This window comes from Treponema sp. OMZ 305 (assembly GCF_024181325.1).
In the GTDB taxonomy this organism is placed as follows: Bacteria; Spirochaetota; Spirochaetia; order Treponematales; family Treponemataceae; genus Treponema.
Genome location: NZ_CP051300.1, coordinates 1605311 through 1623557, shown reverse-complemented (window position 1 = coordinate 1623557; position 18247 = coordinate 1605311). Strand labels below are relative to the sequence as shown.

The window sequence follows — 18247 nt, the reverse complement described above, 5'->3', positions numbered from 1 at the left end:
ATGAATTAAAAAAACAGGCTGATGCGTTTGCCATGCATTTTTGAAATCATCCTAGACACAACCTCATTTATATAGTAAATTAAGAAAATTTAGCAAAGTAGCTGTACCGTAATACAACAGTCAAGGATTAATTGTGAAAATTAAAAACAGAGTATTCATTCTTATGCTGTTTACCGTGACTCTTTATACGATTTCTTGTACAAAGGAAGATAGACTCTATGCCTCAAATGGAGTTTATGATATATCAGATATCGATAAAGGTACGGTCTATTCGCTAAAAGGTTCATGGGCTTATGCGGAAAAAGAGTTTGTTTCTGCGGTTATGCCTCTTGAGATGTATACGGATTTTCAGCCGATTGAATTTGGGTGGACAACGTATACGCATCCCCAGCCGGTACAAGGCTATGCTTCGTATGCAATTAGAATCCGCGGATTTGAGTCCGAGAAAGTATATGCGATTCATTTTACACGTACCTCATCGGCTTTTACCGTATATCTAAACGGCAGCTTATTCTATACATCGGGAGTTCCCGGGAAGAGTTTTAAAGAAGAAATATTTGATTGGCATTCGGAAACGGTTATATTGCCGCTCAATAATGAAACTGAAGCGACTATTGTTATTCATTTGTCGAATTTTCATGATAGAAATCCGGGTTTAGAAACGCCCTTCCTTTTCGGTCTTTATTCAACATTACAAACAAAAACAGTATCGGATAAGCTTGTTTCCTCCGGTATATTTTCTATCCTATTTAGTATGGCTACTTTCTTTGTTTCTCTATTTCTCTTTTATCGGAAAGAAACCACTGCCGGTATCTTCGGATTTCTGTGTTATAGCTTTGCTGTTAGAACACTTTGTTACAATGATTTTTTATTAAGAGATTTTTTTCCGAATGTATCGACGGATATTATGTACAGGGTAGGGTATTTGACGTTTCCCCTGTGTGCTGTCTTTACATTCCTTTTTATTCTTAATCTGTTTATCAAAAAACCGTCAAAAATTTTTTATTTTTTGACTATTCCGTTGCTCCTGTACGGTTTAATGACTCTCATTACGCCAATACCGGTATTCGTCGGAGCATTACTGATTGTACAGATCTATATTTTATTCCTTTCATCAATCGTATGTACAGTGGTTGCTCATGCGTTAATTAAACGAAAACCGTTCGCACTGACATTTTTAATTTCATTTTTATTGTTTATCAGTGCGGCAATATTTGACGGTTTAATTTCAAACGGTATTATTAATGCTCCCTTTATTTCTCATTTTGGAGTATTACTGTTGATGATTCCGATGGCGTTTATTGTTATTAAGCATTTTTCCGCAGCTTTTAAAACACAGGAACAGATGATCGAATCAATCCAAAAGACAAATATATCTTTTCAACGATTCTTTCCGGATGAGTTCTTGCAATTTTTAAATAAGAAAAACGTTACGGATGTTTCACTTGGTGATAATATTGATAAAAATATGTTTATCGCTTTTATCCATCTCGGTATTAAATCCAAACTTTCATCAAGCAGAGCACGTGAAGAACTGTTAATTTTATATAACACCATCATTCAGGCTGCTAATCCTATTATTAAAAAATATAACGGATTTATTGATAAGTATTTAACAGATGGATTAATGGTTCTTTTTTATGGCACTGCAGAAGAAACAGTAGATTGTATTATTGAGATTACACAGCTTATTAGAAAAATTAATATGCATAGGCAGAAACAATCCTTATCGCTGCTTCAGATATCATCAGGGATTCATTATGGAAAATTAATGATGGGTACTATCGGTGAGCCGGAGCGAATGGACACAACGGTTATTTCCGATGTGGTAAATATTTCTTCTCGAATGTACAACTATGCAACTGAACAAAAAGTTAATATCATTATTAGTGAAACTGTTAGGGAGCAGCTTCTCGAAAGTTATTGGCGCACCCATACATGCTTTTATTACGGAAAAATAAAGTTCCATGGTAAGAGAAATTTAATAAATGTTTATGAGGTTAATCTACTATGAAAAAGATACTTCTCGGCGCGTCTCCCTTTCTTTTTATGTTCCTCATACTAACGTTTATTACTAGAGAAAAGCCGATACAGAACCTTAGGGAACATACGGTAACGGCTCAGTATGGGTTATTAACACTGCCGGCGCATAACGATCGGGATATATTCAACATTAAAGGTCAATGGCATTTTACCCCTCATCAGTTCTATTATTTTAGGGATAACACACGACCGTTATATGCACCGTTACCGGGTAAACTCAGTGAAACTGCACTGAAAAGCGACTTTGGATATGCCTCATACGGGCTGCGTGTGGTAGGGCTCAATCCTAATAAAGTATATGCTCTCCAAGTAAATCATATTCTTTCAAGTTGTACTATTGTTATTAACGGTGCTGATAGGGCAGGGCAGGGACAACCCGGCATTTCGACAAAAACGGAAATACCCGGAAAAACAATCAGTATTGCAACTTTTAAGCCGTCAAAAAACGGTACGGCTGATATTATTGTGAATATATCCAATTTTCATAACCGGTATGGAGGAACAGACAAATCGATTATCCTCGGTTCTGCGGATATTGTAAACGACTCTTTTGTATTCAATCTTTTATCTTATAATATTGCATCAACGGTACTGCTATTGTTCAGTATGTTCTTTATCATGCTGCATTTAAATTATAAAAAAATGCCTTATATACTATGGTTTGCATTTACTGCTATAACGATTAGTATCCGAGTTAGCGTATTTTATCCGCATATTCTCGCTTATATTTGGCCTGCAATTCCATGGAAGTTGTATTTTATTGTACGCTATTCTTCCATGCCATTAGCAGCATTATTTTTTACGATATTTATTAATAAGATTTTTAATATTCAGTATAAATTTGTTTATCGGGGGATTATCGCACTTTGCCTATTATCAATTGCTTTTATTGTTATTGCACCGACACTTCTTGTATCCCAGTATTTATATATACAACAAGCGCTTATATTCATTGCTATCATTTATGATGTGGTGATTGTTATCCGTGCATTAGTTAAAAGAAAGAAATCTGCTATATGGATTGCTGCGGTATTAGGTATTCTTGCCGGTTTTGCATTATATGATACACTGGTTAGCTTATGGGTGGTCTCGGGTAAATTACGCTTACAAGAAGGTGCAATGGTTGCAATTATTATCACCGTTATTATGAGTATTGACGGATATGCGAATGCAATACATCAAATTGAACAGCTGATAGAGGAACTGAAAAAAATTCAAACTGCGTTGCGCCGATTTTTCCCCAATCAATTACTGATGTTTCTTCAAAAAAACAGTATTACTGAAATAAATACCGGTGATTCCTCTGAATTGTCCATGACTGTACTTTCAATTGATATTCGGTCTTTTACCAGCATATCTGAACAGCTTGAACCTGATGAAGTATTTATATTGCTTAATAAATATTTTGCGTTAGTTGCTCCTATTATTCGAAAATACGGCGGTGTGATTATGAAATTTCTCGGTGACGGTTTTACCGCATTATTTTCCGAGAAGCCTGATGCGGCAGTATCATGCGGTGTTGAAATTCAGAAAAAGTTACAAGAAGAAAATATACGATTGGGAAATCTTCCTGCAATTAGGGCAGGAATAGGAATTGATACCGGAAAGATCCTTTTAGGCATTATCGGAAGTGACAGCCGGTTAGACAGCGTTGTTATTTCGAATACCTGCTATACGGCAGAAGAATTACAGGCTGCAACAAAAGTTTATTCCAACACCATTATTATTTCCGAATCGATTTTTAAATCACTTCAGCATCCTGAAGATTTTCACATACGCTGTATTCAAAACTCGCCGGTTATTGGTGAAACGGAACAAACTGTTATTTATGAAGTATATGATTGTGATACGCCTGATATTCAGAGTAAAAAACAAAAGACCGCCTCATATATTGAAAAAGCGTTAAAAAGAATCAAAGAAAAAAACTATGCCAACGCCCAAACATATATTGCAAAATCATTGGAACTATTTCCCGATGATCCGTTAGCGCTGTATTATCAAAAAGTGATACAGGAGACAATCTATAACCTTTAAGTGGCTTAGATGAACCCACATATTGCCGATTCGACTGATTTTGGAGGCTTTATGGAAAGAATAGGAAGAGTGATACGTATGCCGATAACGAAACGGAACGGCATGCAGATTGCAACCGTTGAATACGATACGCCCGAAGCAGATCTTTGTTCCATTAAATCTACCGATAGCCGCAGCGGATGCGCGTCATGCGGCGGCGGTTGTCATGCTTGTGGCGGAGGCAGTAAAGACGGTTTGTTGGTTGTACAGGGCAACATCGTCGATGCGCTGAACGTTTCGGGAAAAGATTTATGGATTGGGAACAAGGTTGGCGTCTTTATTTCCGAGAAGGCCGCCCGCTTTCAGGGACTGTGCGCAGTCGGTATTCCGCTCGTGCTTTCGATGCTTTTCTTTACGGTAATCTTTTTGCAAACGCATAACGAATCGCTGGCTTTAGCCGGTATCGCTGCCGGTCTTGCCGTAGGGGCAGCTATCGCTTTTGGTATAAGCCGTATCTTAAAAGAGCGGGCGCTTCCGCAGATTGTTACCGTCTATGAGTAAAAAACTATGAATAAAAAAAACATTGCCGATAGTGCAGAAGTGCTAATCACCGAAGTACGTTTAGCTGATGTACGGTTACCGGTACGAAAAAAAATCGGTTTTGGCATTGCCGACATCGGTGGAAATCTGTTTTTTACGGCGATGGGGTTTTGGACGCTGACCTATCTTACCGATACGGTGTATCTGGCGCCCGCCCTTGCCGGTATCGCCATTATGGTGGCGAAAATATGGGATGCGGTTACCGACCCTATTGTCGGCTTTCTTTCCGATAACACTCGTTCCCGATTCGGCAGGCGCCGTCCGTATCTCTTGTTCGGAGCGCTTCCGTTCGGTCTTTCGCTTTGGCTGTTTTTTACCAAGCCTTCGTTTACCGGTCAAACGGCGCTGTTTTGGTGGGCATTGTTGATGCTTTGTTTGGTAAATACGACGATGACCCTCGTGAATATTCCGTATTCTGCTTTAACCCCCGAATTAACCTCGGATTATAACGAACAAACCTCGTTAAATGCCTACCGTTTTTTGTGCGCCGGAATCGGTACGATAATGGGTGCTGTTATTGTGGTGCCGATTGTCAATATGTTTCCGTCTAAAGCCTTAGGCTTCTCGGTTGCAGGGGCAGCTATCGGCGGTATTATCATAATAACAACGCTTATCACCTTTTTTTCAGTGCGGGAGTCTGCCGCTCCGCCTAAAAACGGTAAGAAAAAAACAGAAGCGTTCTTTTCTGCTTACCGCTCGGTATTTACAAATTCCGCGTACACAGTGCTGTTGGTAGTTTTTGTGCTGCATATTACAGCGCTCAATTTTTTGCAGGGAATGGTTGTGTATTATCTAAAGTACATTTACCAAGCGGAATCATTTTCAAGTACGATTATGGGGCTATTGCTGATAACCGCTATTATTTCGATTCCTGTTGCGGCAAAATGCTCAAATGTGCTGGGGAAAAATGTTTCCTACCGCATAGGACTTGCCGTATTGTGTATTTCTACGATGGTAATCTTTTTTATAGGACACCGTATCGGATTAATCGGTCTTGCTTTGTTGTTCGTATGTGCAGGAGTTGGGGTTGGTTTTGCTTTTGCGACACCTTGGGCAATGTTGCCTGATGCGATTGCGTGGCAACCTGATACGGTACACAACGAGGGCTGTTATTACGGAGTGTGGACATTTGCCAGTAAGCTCGGGCAGGCTGTTTCGACCGGTGTTTCAGGTTTAATCCTCAGCGCTGCGGGATATCGCGCCGATATACTCCAGTCCTCCGATACGATATTTGCTATCAGACTTATTGCAGGGCCGATCGCCGCTGCCGTGTGTCTATTAGGCTTTATACTCATTCATTTTTACCCAATCGATAAAAAATAACGCCGCAACGCCGTATATGCCCCGTAATTCCAGCGCTTTTGAAAATAGTAGTACCGGATACAAGGCGCAGAGTGAATAACACCCGCAGGCGTGCTTTTTGCACGTCGAGGATTTTCAGTAGCGGCACGGATGCCGCTGGTTATATCAGAATCGATGTTTCAGCGATGCTGAAACTCGCTGCCAAAAGTGTACAAGGATGTACACTTTTGGTAATGCAACGCCGTAGACGGTATGCATATTTTCAAAAGTAGGGTGCTAGCATAATTCGGCTTTTTAGTCTATACTAAATAATATTCAAAATAGCCGGTCTATATTGCTGGGGGTATCATCCTCTTGTGATAACGGCATACACGTATGGAGAGTTACAGCATGAAAGAATTATTTTCTCGTCCCGGTGCAAAACATACCGAAGTGATTTGTCCCGCTTCTGCTATGGTATACCGCCTCGGTTCACTGTTTAAAAAAGCTTTCTATAATAAAAAGTATTTTTTGTCGGTCGTATTGACGACCTTTATTTTTTTGGGCTTGGGCACCGCTGTCTATGCAGAAAGTGTCCCTACGGTACAACGTGGTGTTATCGATTTACGCAACTGGAACTTTGACACTCAGGGTAAAGTGATGCTTAACGGTACTTATGGCTTTTTCTGGAACGAATTTCTGGAAGATTGGAAAGAACCCTCTGTCTATATGTCGGTGCCGTCTTCTTGGGCAGCTGAAAAAGCGGGACAAGGTAAGGCCTATCCTTCAAACGGATATGCGACATATACCATAAGACTACTGTTGCCCAAAGGAGCACCTTCTCTTTCGGTGTATCTGAAAAACCGATTCCCTTCGCTGACAGTTTTTGCAAACGGCGTAAAACTTGACGCATATAATCCTTCCGGAAGAAAACTTACAGATGCGCGATCTTCTTGTTTTGTATTACCCTCGGGCGAAACGCAGATCGATCTTTTGATTCAAATAAAGAGTATTGATCACAAAAAACAGGGTATATACAATCCTGTTATCCTTAATAAAACATCCGTCCTCGAATCGTCCATATATCAACGTAAGCTTATCGAAGCAATGATTTTCAGCTTTGCGTTAGCGCTCGGTCTTTACCATTTGATATTGTTTATTTTCAGATCAAAAGAAATCAGTATTTTGTATTTTACCATGCTCGTATTTATCGTTATGATACGAATACTCTCGACAGGGACGATGATTGGATGCGATTTATTCGACTTGTCTTGGATGGCAACGCTCCGTATGGATTACTTTACTTTTGCAACTGTTTCAGTTCCCGTCATCTTATACTTTTATGAACTATATAAGAAATATATTCATAAGGCGATTGTCATTGTCTGGGTTTCCGAAGGTCTTCTATATGGAATTCTAACGCTTGTTACAAAAGGTTCTTTTTTTACATCCTTCCTTTTTGTACACCAAATTATTTGCCTTTTTGAAGTTTTTTATATTCTGTATCTTATCGTGCGGCTTATTTATAAAAAAGAACAAGAGGCATCGTTTATTGCAATTGGATTTGCCGCGTTGATAATTACCTCCGTGATCGATCTCCTTGAAGGGATGGATATTATTCAGATATCGGCAACGCTCCCCTTCGGGCTCCTCTTTTTCCTACTGATTCAGGCAGTGTCGTTTGCCAGAATATTTTATTTTGAAAAGCGAGAGAGTGAGTTGATGCGTGATAAAGTCATTGCTTCTTCCGATCAATTGGGTACATTTATCACCGAAATTAAAAAGGTTATCGAAGATTTGGCAAACGAAGATAGCGTGTTGACTTCGAATATGCACAACGCTCAGTCTTATGTTGATAAAATTTCAAGCTATATTAAGTTAGTACTCGAAGAGGTATCCTCACAGAAAACAAGTTTGATTGATACGGAAACCAATACTAACTATTTAAATACGTTCCTTGAAGGTTTAGATACGAAGATTACGCATCAAAGTGAAAAATCGAAGGATGCGATGGATAAGCTTACGGACTTAATCCAAAACACAAAACTGTTAACGGAAAAATTCAAGGTTATTCAAGATAACTTCATAAATATCTTCCAAGCAAATGAAGTCGGAAAAACGAACTTTTCAAAGATGACAAAGACGATATCCGACATTACTACCCGTTCCGCCGTTTTGCTTGAGACCAATCAGTTGATAACACAGGTCGCGGAGCAGACGGATATGCTTGCAATGAACGCTGCTATCGAAGCGGCTCATGCGGGTGATGCAGGTAAAGGGTTCGCTGTCGTTGCTGAAGAAATCCGAAATTTGGCTGAGAGGGCGTCTGCCGAATCGGATTCAACAGGGAAAATTATTAAGCAGATTACTGCCTCCATTGATGAAACTGCTTCTGCGACAGATGTTTTAGCTCAGAGTTTCACTGATATTAGTGATAAGGTGACGGACTTTGAACACATGCTCGTGGAAATCGCAACCTTTATCGGACATACGGATGCCCATACAACCCGGATGGAAGAAACGCTGAAAGAAGTATTGGAAGAAATGACGGCTTTGAAGAACGAAAATAGCCGAATAATTGAAACACGGGAAAATACGGTTTCCAGCTTTGGACGTTTAACGAAAGCAACGGAAAAAGTTAATGCAGAAATTGATTCAATGCTTGACAATATTACCAACTTAATACGTATTTTTTCAAAAACTGCAGAATCGCAAGAGCAAACACGGGAAATTATCGGTCGCTTAAATCGTTTATCTTCTCAGAATCAGGAAGTGGTGGCGGATAACAATGAAATTCCCGAAATCTAATCATATTTTCGATGTTTCTTAAAAATAAGGGGAATCTCTAAAACTCTGTTTTGGGAGATTCCCTTAGATATTTATGGGTTAAGGAAAAACGATGGCTCAAAACAGTAAAATTACTCCTGAAGTATTTGACAATTTACTCTATCTTTCGCGTCTTTCTTCTAACGACAGCGACATGGAGTCTATTGCCGGACAGGTTGGTCAAATTGTTGAATATTTCGATATTCTCAAAAAGTATGATGTGCCTACCGAGGCAGACGACACTTCAATGATTTCGGAAGGGTTACTCCGCCGCGATACTATTGTAGCAGGCATAACACAGTCGGATTTGAAGAAGATGTCGAGTGAATATATGGACGGCTATTTCCGTGTACCTAAAGTCCTCGGGAGCGGGGTGTGATTATGAAAGATCTTTGTACAGCAAGTTTAACCGAATTAAGAACGTACTTGGAAGAAGGGGCGGTCTCTTCCGTTGACATCGTTCGTGCATTAAAGGCAGCATATCAGGCGGATGAAAAGCAAACGACGCCGTTGCATGGATTTATTGAGTTTTTTGACGATGCAGAAGCGCAAGCGGAAAAAGCTGATGCACTGCGGAAAGAAGGCAAAGGGACTGATAAGCCGCTATTAGGCTTGCCCTTTGCAGTAAAAGATAATATTTCAATACGCGGGAAACTCTGTACCTGCTGCAGTAAAATATTGGACGGCTACAGAGCCCCGTACAATGCGACGGTTATTACCCGTTTAACGGAGGCTGGCGCAATACCGATTGGTAGAGCAAATATGGATGAGTTTGCGATGGGTTCTTCCACTGAATATTCAGTATATGGGCCGTCGCATAATCCTGTAGATCGCGCGCTGACACCCGGTGGCAGTTCGGGCGGTTCCGCAGCGGTGGTTGCAGGTTTTCAAGTTCCGTTTGCGCTCGGTACGGAAACGGGTGGTTCCGTGCGGCTTCCCGCTTCGTATTGCGGAATATACGGATTAAAACCGACTTATGGCGCTATCAGCCGCTACGGTGTGGTTGCATTCGGTTCTTCACTCGACCAAGTAGGACTTTTCGCCCGCTGTGTGGATGATATTGGCTTAGGCCTTTCCGTTGCAGGAGGCACCGACCCGCATGATGAAACGAGTGTTCAATATGATTTTTCTTCCTGCGCACATTTGGAACCATACACTGACAGCGATTTAAAGAAACTTCGCATTGCATTACCGGTTGAATTTACGCAAGCAAAAGGTTTGGATACGGATGTTGCGGCGCTGTTTGAAAAGTTCCGCAGTTGGTTTGCCTCAAAGGGTATTCAAGTCGATCCCGTTTCCATACCGGTGTTGGAATCTGCCATTGCAATGTACTATGTTATTGCGCTTTCCGAAGCATCGAGCAATCTAGCCCGCTTTGACGGAATCCGCTACGGCTTACGCGAGGATCCGGGAAAGGGATACGACGAATTATACTGCGCAACCCGTTCTGCCGGTTTCGGCCGCGAGGTAAAACGGCGCATTATCACCGGAAACTATGTATTATCGCATCACCTGTCGGGTGACTGCTATGAAAGTGCGCTCCGTGTCCGCGCCCGTATGGAAAAAGAGGTCGGGGCGGTCTTACAGCAGTATGACTTTATTTTCTGTCCGACTGCGCCGACACCGGCATTTAAGCTCGGGGAGCGTGTAAACGATCCGCTTGCGATGTACCTTTCGGATTTATTTACAACATTTGTTAATTTATCCCATATTCCGGCGCTGTCGATACCCGCGGGCAAAGCACAGGACGGCCGCCCGATCGGTATGCAAATTGCGGGCGCGAAGCTTTCTGAAGAAAAAATCTTACGATTGGCAAAAACGTTGGAGGCGGCACGGGTATGAGTTCGGAATTATCTTACGAAGTAATTATCGGCTGTGAAATTCACTGCCAACTGTTAACAAAGACAAAGGCCTTTTGCTCTTGCGAAAACCGTTACGGCGGAATGCCGAATACCCGTGTTTGTCCGGCTTGTTTGGGACTTCCCGGCGCCTTGCCCGTTATCGGCGATGAATATGTGAAACTCGGTATTAAAGCAGGGTTTGCGCTCGGCTGTACCGTTAACGAATTCAGTAAGTTTGACCGCAAACATTATTTTTATCCCGACTTGGTTAAAGGCTACCAGATTACCCAATTCGATAAACCGATTTGCGAAAACGGCAAGGTTGAAATCAATATGGCAGCTCCCAATGAACCGCCGCAGATGAGGACAATCAGAATTGAGCGCATTCACCTTGAAGAAGATGCCGGTAAAAGCCTTCACATCGAAGGAGCGCATAGCTATGTAGACTATAACCGCTGTGGAGTTCCGCTGATCGAAATCGTATCCAAGCCGGATATGAAAAGCCCCGAAGAAGCAGCGCAGTATATGCAGACAATTCGGGAAATTTTAAAGTTTATCGGCGTTACCGACGGTAATTTGGAAGAAGGTGCGATGCGCTGCGACGCGAACATCAACCTAAAGGTATTTGAAAACGGTAAAGAGTATCGCACGCCGATTTCCGAAATCAAGAATATGAACTCATTTAGAACGGTACGCGACGCCTGTGCGTATGAGGTTCAGCGGCAGCTCGAAGAGTTTAAAACCGATCGGCAAGAGTATTCGGCTGATTTTAAACGTACGATGGGATGGGATGAGCCGAGCGGAAAGACCGTTATCCAGCGTACAAAAAATTCCGCGCTTGACTACCGTTTTATGCGCGAACCCGATATCCCTTCGCTGATGCTGAGTCGTGAATACATCGATTCGGTATGCAAAACCGTTGGAGAGCTTCCGGCTGCAAAACGGGAACGTTTTAAGAAAGAATACGGTCTTTCTCAATTCGATGTGGAAACACTGACAACCGAGCGGAGTTTGGCAGAGTGGTTTGAAGCTGCCGCCGCTCAAACAAAAGACCCCAAAAAAGTTGCCAACTGGGTACTTGCGGAAGTTCTTGCGGTATTAAATGAAAGGCATATCGGACTTGAGCAGCTGCCCTTCGGCCCCGGCCATATCGCCGAATTGGTAAATGAGCTTGATGCACAGACTATTACCAGCAAGCAGGCAAAGGATGTTTTTGTAGAGATGTTGGAAAGCGGTGAACATCCCCAGCAGATCATCAAAAACAGGGGATTGACACAAGTAAGTGATGCTGGCGCTATCGAAAAACTGGTGGATGAAGTCTTTGCAGCAAATCCTCAAGCTATTGCCGATTGGAAAAAAGGTAAAACCAATGTCGCCGGTTGGTTGATGGGGCAAGTGATGAAAAAGTCGCAAGGCAAGGCAAACCCCAACCAGACGACGGAACTGGTACGAAAAAAACTGGCAGCATTATAAAATGAGACAAAAACACCCTCTAAGAATTGTTTTTTAGAGGGTGTATAGTACCATACCGGCGGCGTTACATATATTAAAGAACAATAACCATGGTTCTTTTTTTTAAACTTTTATATTTCTTGGGTATATCTATCCTTGTAGTAAATAGAAAGTTGTAGTAGAATTATTCAGTAATAGTCATAGAATATAATGTGTTAAATGTATAAAACGGCTCATTGTATGTATTTTCTTAGGAAAACTATGATCATTCCGAGTACGGAGAAATAAATGACAGGGCAAAAAGAAAAGGTTAAACAGGACAAAGTGCGATTTCCGATAGGCGCAAAATTGGTTACCATGATTTCCATTTTGCTTATTATTGCACTTGGTACTATTACTCTGCTGGTAACATTATTCGGCAGCGAAGATGTTCAAATTACTGCCGAAGAAAACAATCGAACGGTAAACGCACAAGCGGCAAATTCCGTCGAAAACGAGCTTGCATCCATCAGAGCAAATGCTTTTTTACTTTTGGATTTAATCAATACGGCCGAAAGCTCAAGCAGTTTCGCAAAGCAAGCCGCTACATTTTATTTTGAACGAAATCCTTCGGTTGCAGCTGTTCTGGTTACCGACTCACGGCGTCCCGACGGTATCGATCGTACGCTGCTGAATACGATGTTTTTTTTATCTCATGAGCTGGAGCCTTCACTCGTAGAAACGTTTTTAAAGCAGGAACGGGAAGCAGCGGCTCAGGTTGAACATGGGATTATGAAGATCCTCAATGCGGCGCCGCTATTTAATCAACCGATGCTGGTCTTATTTTATCCGTATAGAGAAAAAGGACTTGCGCAAGGGCTTGCGGTATTCTTTTCTGCCGAAAAGCTTTCCGACGGGTTCGGACAAGGAACATTGCAGACAACGTATCTCGTAAACGATACGGGTGATGTGCTTATTCATCCTGATTTTGATCTTATCCGCCGCGGTGCGAGCGTTGCATCGTTCCCACTTTTTACTCAAATGCGTGAAAACGGCGATACAAACCGGCAAATGCTGTTTCAAGATGAGACCGGTAAAAAATATTTTGGTTCCTATACACGGCTTTCGCTTGGAGATGCTGCGGTCCTTACGACTGCAGAAGCTGCACAGGTACTTGAACCTGTCAATGATACGGCAAAACGGAATCTCTATTTAAGTATCGCAGTACTCGCACTTTCGGCAATGTTTGTGTGGTTCTTATCAAAATCCATCAGCACACCGATTAAACTTTTGACCGCTGCCGCTCATCAAATTGAGGCGGGTGAATATGAGCTTGACTTAAAGCCGAAGACACAAGATGAAGTTGGGCTTTTAACTTCAAGTTTCGTACAGATGGGAAAAGGTCTTGCAGAACGGGAGCGTTTAAAGGATTCTTTCGGAAGGTTTATTAATAAAGAAATCGCAGAGCTTGCTGCTCAGGGACGGTTGGCGCTCGGCGGCGAAACGAAAGAAACGACGATCTTCTTTTCCGATATTCGTTCGTTTACCGCTATTTCCGAAAAACTTGAACCGTTTGAAGTTGTCGGCTTTTTGAATGAATACATGACTCAGATGGTTGAATGTGTCAATGATACGCATGGTGTCGTTGATAAGTTTATCGGCGATGCGATTATGGCGGTATGGGGTGCGCCGACGAGTTCCGGATCTCCGCGTGAAGATGCGCTGAATTGTATCCGTGCAGCGCTCCGCATGAGGGCGGCTCTTATGCAGTTTAACCGCGGACGGGGAGGGGATAAAAAACCGATTATCCGCATCGGATGCGGTATTAATTCAGGACCCGTTGTTGCAGGACAAATCGGTTCTCAGAAGCGTATGGAATATACGGTTATCGGTGATGCGGTAAACCTTGCATCACGAACGGAAGCTTTGAATAAGCCGATGGGAACCGATATTCTTATCACTGAATACACTTACAAGCTGGTACATGATCAGGTTCTGGTAGAAGAGATGCCGTCGGTTACCGTAAAAGGAAAAGAGAAGCCGCTCCGTATGTTTGCGGTCATCAATATGCCCAACGAAAAAGGTATCCCGGGTGCAGGTGAAAAAGGCCCGACGAGTCTTAATCAGATTAGAAACGTATTGGGAATTCCTATTCCCGATTTTGCAAAGGTAAATCTTAATGAAGACGAGAAAAAATACAAAATCCAATCCTAATTTTAAAAATACGGGTGCGGATATTTCCGTTGTAGCCCTTTGTCTATTGATAATTTTTATTTGCTCATTTTTATTTGTGAGGAATTTAAATAGAACGTTTTCACGTAACGATAAGACACCGGTTGCAACGGTTACGTTTAAATATAAGTCGGTTCAGCGCAAGTTCCTTGACCGCGCCGTTTGGGATCGCCCGCAGCAGAATTCTCCCGTATATAACGGTGATACCATACGTACGTCCCCTGAAGCGGAAGCAACCTTGTATTTTGTTGATCGTAACGTTGTCGAGCTCGGTTCGAGTACGATGATTCAGGTATTTGTCAACAACGAAGAATCCCGTATTGATCTGACGAATGGGCTCGTATCGGTTGAAACTTCGGATTCTTCTAACATGTTGGTTAGTTCTGAAAACACGACTGCAAAGATTTCAAAAGGTTCTTCGTTCCGTGCGGATAAAAGCGGCGAGGGAAATCTGCAGCTCGTTGTAGAAAAAGGTGAAGCCGCCGTTACCGGACAGAAGGAAGGAGCACAATCGGAGCTGCTGACACAAGGTTCGGTTATACAGACGGGAATACAAGCGCCTCTGGTAGTAGTCAGTCCCGGTAAAAATGTAAGATTACTCAATCAAAGTGGAAACGGCGTTGATGTACCCTTCCAATGGCAAAGCTCTTTGCCTGTCGGTGAAGAATTAATACTTGAAACTTCTCCACTCAGTAATTTTTCCGATGAAGTTCAAAAATATACGGTTACCGGTCTGACGGAATATACGCTTACGCAACAGAGTATATCTTTCTATTGGCGGCTCTATTCTGCTACAACCGGATCGTCTGATGCGAATGTGCAATCCGGTAAGGTGAATATTATTGCGGCTCCTGCTCCGGTACTGTTGGAACCGGCTTTCGAAGCGGAGTATACCTATACGGAGACAGCTCCAATCGTACGATTCTTGTGGGAGGGAAATTCCCTTGTCGCTTCTTATTTGTTGGAAGTTGCCGACAATCCTGAACTGAAAGCCCCCCAATTCAGCCGCTTTATCAATACTCAATCGCTGACGTTATCCGAGTTCGGTGAAGGAACATGGTATTGGCGCGTTACCCCTCGGTATCTTATCGGAGTTGAAAATGCGCCTGAAGCGTCGAAAGTATCGTTTTTTCATATAGAGAAACAAGCTGCCGCAGCCGAAATCCCACAGGTGTTATTTCCTCAGGCAACGGCGGAAACTGCGCGTGGGAAAGAAATGGCTTTTGCATGGAAAAACATCTCCGAAACAAAGTCGTATCGGCTTAAAGTTGCAAAAGACGCCCAAATGAAGACGATTGTCGTCGATACCATCGTTGAATCCAATTCTTTTAAGCTTGATAATGCCGCAACGGTTTTGCCTAACGGTGAATACTATTGGACGGTATCGGGAATCGATTCAAAAGGTACCGAGATGGTCGCTTCCGCACCGGCTAAATTTGAAACGGTTAATACCGATTATACACTGCGTGGTATTTTCCCGCCTAACGGATATGTACTTGCAGATACTCTGTGTCCCGATACCCGGTTTACATGGAAAACAAACATCGAAACGGAAAAACACTTTCAAGTATCCGCTTCCCAAGATTTCTCGACACTTGCTGTCGATATAAAGACATCCGGTAACGGCATTGAAGGAATTTCTTTACCGCAAGGTCAGTGGTATTGGAGAATAGTCTCCGAAGGCGGTCAAGCGGGGACGATAAAAACCGAACCTAAGTATTTTACTGTTGCGCCTCCCCTCGAAAAACCGAATCTATTCGATATTGGAAATATGATTGTTGTTTTCCCCGAAGGAAAAACAAAATTTGCATGGTCGCCGGTTAAAGGCGCAGATTATTATCAGGTGCGTATTATAAAGGTTGGTAATGAGGATTCCCCCTTATACGAGAACTTATTTATTACCGATACGAAAATCGAAATCGCTTTACAGACTGTTAACGATGGAAATTATCGCGTTAGTATTCAGGGCTTTGCCGCTGCATCCGTAACTTCTACGAGACGGTACGGACTTGCAGTTGACCATAATTTTGTTCTTAAACATTTAAAACCCGTTGAGCTCGTGTATCCGGCAAACGGTGCAAAAATCGACGGACTTGAAGCGGCATTGAATCCTTTCAGCTTTGAATGGGTGTCGGTTGTTCCACCATCTTCATCGACTCTTGTACTAAGAAAATCCGGTGTCGGTAAGCCGGTGTTTGAAGCATCCAATCCCGCAGTAAAAGTGCAAGCTCCTCCGCTTGAGGCTGGAAAATATACATGGGAAATAAAGGCCGCCGTACCTGAGGGCTTCGATATTTCATCACGTAAGCGATTTGCCTTTACGGTTCTACCGGTACCGCCGCTCCCACCTGTTGAGTTCGGCTTCCCTAAAGCGAATACGGTGCTGGATGCCGCTTTCTTTAAGTCGAATCGAACTATCGAGTTTAGATGGAACTCAGTGAATGATGCTACTCATTATCGTTTTAAGCTTTCCGATTCTTCCGGGCGCTCAATATTTACAGCCGATATCCGTTCAGATGGTAAAGGGCAGCAGGCTGTCAGCTTTAAAGATATCGCAAGATTATCCCGTGGAACTTTCTCTGCAGAAGTGAGAGCGCAGCGGCGGCTAAGTAATGGAAAAGTATTCCAAGATGGTACTGTCGCCCGTATACGTTTTCAAATAGATATTCCTAAGGGAAGAACGGTATCGACAGATGAAACGGGAGTTTTATATGGAAAATAAGTATGGTTTACTTGTTGGTATCCTCTTGCTTTGTTTTATTCCCTTGTATGCTCAGCAGACTGCTGATTCTGCACAGGATGTAAAAACAGCAGCAAATGAAAAGAAAAATTATTTTCTCAAGGAAACTGATAAGGGTGTCATGCTTGTGCAACGGCTTTCTTGGGAAGCGTTGGATGATATTTTCGGTTTTGAATTTGAGCTGGAACAGCGGGATAAAAAAACAAAGGTCTGGCGTGCAATAGATAAACGTACCGTAAAAACGAATTATGCGGACGTTTCTTTGCCTCCGGGGGATTATCGTTTTCGCGTGCGGGTTATCAATCTTTTAGGGCAAAAAGAAGAGGCGAGTGAATACCGTAATTTTGCTATTCGAATCGCTTATCAGCCGGAAGTTACTTCGGTTTCTCCGCAAGTTATCAACTTCGATGAGCTGGAAGAACAAACACTCACCATAACCGGTAAAAATTTCCATGAAGAAACGGACTTTATTCTTACAAATAATTTTAGCGGATCGGTTTTACACGGAACTATTGTTGAGATAAAAGACAACGGTACCCATGCAGTTGTCGCCTTTGATTTTATGAAGACCAATCCGGGTACCTATACCTTTGCAGCAGTCGATCCGAGCGATCTTTTAGCGGAAAAAGATGATATCATATTTCGATTTCAAAAACCAATTGATATATTTATTTCCGGCAACTATGTTTTTAATGGCTTTATCGGAAATCAAGTATTGTCAAAAAAAGACTATTTCAATACGAATATTGCACCTTTGGCGGGTGGTATACGGCTAACTGTTGCTCCGATAAAGCGGTTTTACGGGAATTTCGGTTTTAATTTTACCGGTTCCGGAGCCTATTTAAGAAATAAGACCGACGGGTATACGTTGAGTGGGGGATTGCTATTTGCAAGTTTAAACGCCGCATATTTTGTACCGATTATTAAACATCGATTGGTGTTCGATGCACATGCCGGATTTGGTACGATGTTTCTCGTAAATACGCAGTTTACCTATAATACTGCTAATACAACGGAAAAACTGACAAGCCCAAAGGGATGGTCTGCGGAATTGACGTTCAACGCCGGTACGGCTTTATATGTGTACGTATACAAAAAACTATATGTTGAATTCAATATCGATCATGTTATTCCAATTCCAATCAATATAGGAAAAATTAAACAAGGAAAAGGCTTCCCAGCATATATTATCCAACCTCAGTTAGGTATCGGATGGGAATTCTAAAAGCTCAGGTATCTC

At 42.2% G+C, this 18247-nt stretch carries 11 protein-coding genes; all 11 read left to right on the top strand.

Features of this window, described 5'->3' with window-relative positions:
• Nucleotides 1–133: 133 nt before the first annotated feature.
• The 11 genes from ABK01_RS07160 to ABK01_RS07110 all read left to right on the top strand — a co-directional run bounded on the left by ABK01_RS07160 (nucleotide 134) and on the right by ABK01_RS07110 (nucleotide 18232).
• Nucleotides 134–2014 carry an adenylate/guanylate cyclase domain-containing protein gene (locus ABK01_RS07160; RefSeq protein WP_253675136.1) on the top strand — a complete coding sequence of 627 codons (1881 nt, stop codon included), beginning with the start codon at nucleotides 134–136 and terminating at the stop codon, nucleotides 2012–2014.
• Nucleotides 2011–4077: an adenylate/guanylate cyclase domain-containing protein gene (locus ABK01_RS07155; RefSeq protein ID WP_253675135.1), complete on the top strand. Its 2067-nt coding sequence runs from the start codon at nucleotides 2011–2013 to the stop codon at nucleotides 4075–4077. Before ABK01_RS07160 ends, ABK01_RS07155 begins: the two co-directional genes overlap by 4 nt.
• Nucleotides 4078–4128: 51 nt before the next feature.
• Complete coding sequence (locus ABK01_RS07150) at nucleotides 4129–4617, top strand: SoxR reducing system RseC family protein (RefSeq protein WP_253675134.1); 489 nt, start codon at nucleotides 4129–4131, stop codon at nucleotides 4615–4617.
• A 6-nt stretch (nucleotides 4618–4623) separates the two neighbouring features.
• Nucleotides 4624–5979 (top strand): MFS transporter, encoded by a 1356-nt coding sequence (locus ABK01_RS07145; protein WP_253675133.1) that lies wholly within the window; start codon nucleotides 4624–4626, stop codon nucleotides 5977–5979.
• 369 nt (nucleotides 5980–6348) lie between these two features.
• The gene (locus ABK01_RS07140) at nucleotides 6349–8745 is read left to right on the top strand and encodes a methyl-accepting chemotaxis protein (RefSeq protein WP_253675132.1); all 2397 of its coding nucleotides are present in this window, start codon (nucleotides 6349–6351) and stop codon (nucleotides 8743–8745) included.
• Nucleotides 8746–8836: 91 nt separating this feature from the next.
• Nucleotides 8837–9142 (top strand): Asp-tRNA(Asn)/Glu-tRNA(Gln) amidotransferase subunit GatC, encoded by a 306-nt coding sequence (locus tag ABK01_RS07135; protein WP_206181787.1) that lies wholly within the window; start codon nucleotides 8837–8839, stop codon nucleotides 9140–9142.
• Between the two features lie 2 nt (nucleotides 9143–9144).
• A complete protein-coding gene (gene gatA / locus ABK01_RS07130; protein ID WP_253675131.1) occupies nucleotides 9145–10605 on the top strand; it encodes an Asp-tRNA(Asn)/Glu-tRNA(Gln) amidotransferase subunit GatA in 1461 nt (486 codons plus the stop codon).
• Nucleotides 10602–12077 carry an Asp-tRNA(Asn)/Glu-tRNA(Gln) amidotransferase subunit GatB gene (gatB, locus tag ABK01_RS07125; RefSeq protein ID WP_253675130.1) on the top strand — a complete coding sequence of 492 codons (1476 nt, stop codon included), beginning with the start codon at nucleotides 10602–10604 and terminating at the stop codon, nucleotides 12075–12077. The genes gatA and gatB overlap by 4 nt, the downstream gene beginning before the upstream one ends.
• 267 nt (nucleotides 12078–12344) lie before the next feature.
• Entirely contained in the window at nucleotides 12345–14249 is a 1905-nt protein-coding gene (locus tag ABK01_RS07120; RefSeq protein ID WP_253675129.1) for an adenylate/guanylate cyclase domain-containing protein, read from the top strand.
• Nucleotides 14215–16989: a FecR domain-containing protein gene (locus ABK01_RS07115; protein ID WP_253675128.1), complete on the top strand. Its 2775-nt coding sequence runs from the start codon at nucleotides 14215–14217 to the stop codon at nucleotides 16987–16989. The genes ABK01_RS07120 and ABK01_RS07115 overlap by 35 nt, the downstream gene beginning before the upstream one ends.
• Entirely contained in the window at nucleotides 16979–18232 is a 1254-nt protein-coding gene (locus ABK01_RS07110; protein ID WP_253675127.1) for a fibronectin type III domain-containing protein, read from the top strand. The genes ABK01_RS07115 and ABK01_RS07110 overlap by 11 nt, the downstream gene beginning before the upstream one ends.
• The last annotated feature ends 15 nt before the right edge of the window (nucleotides 18233–18247 follow it).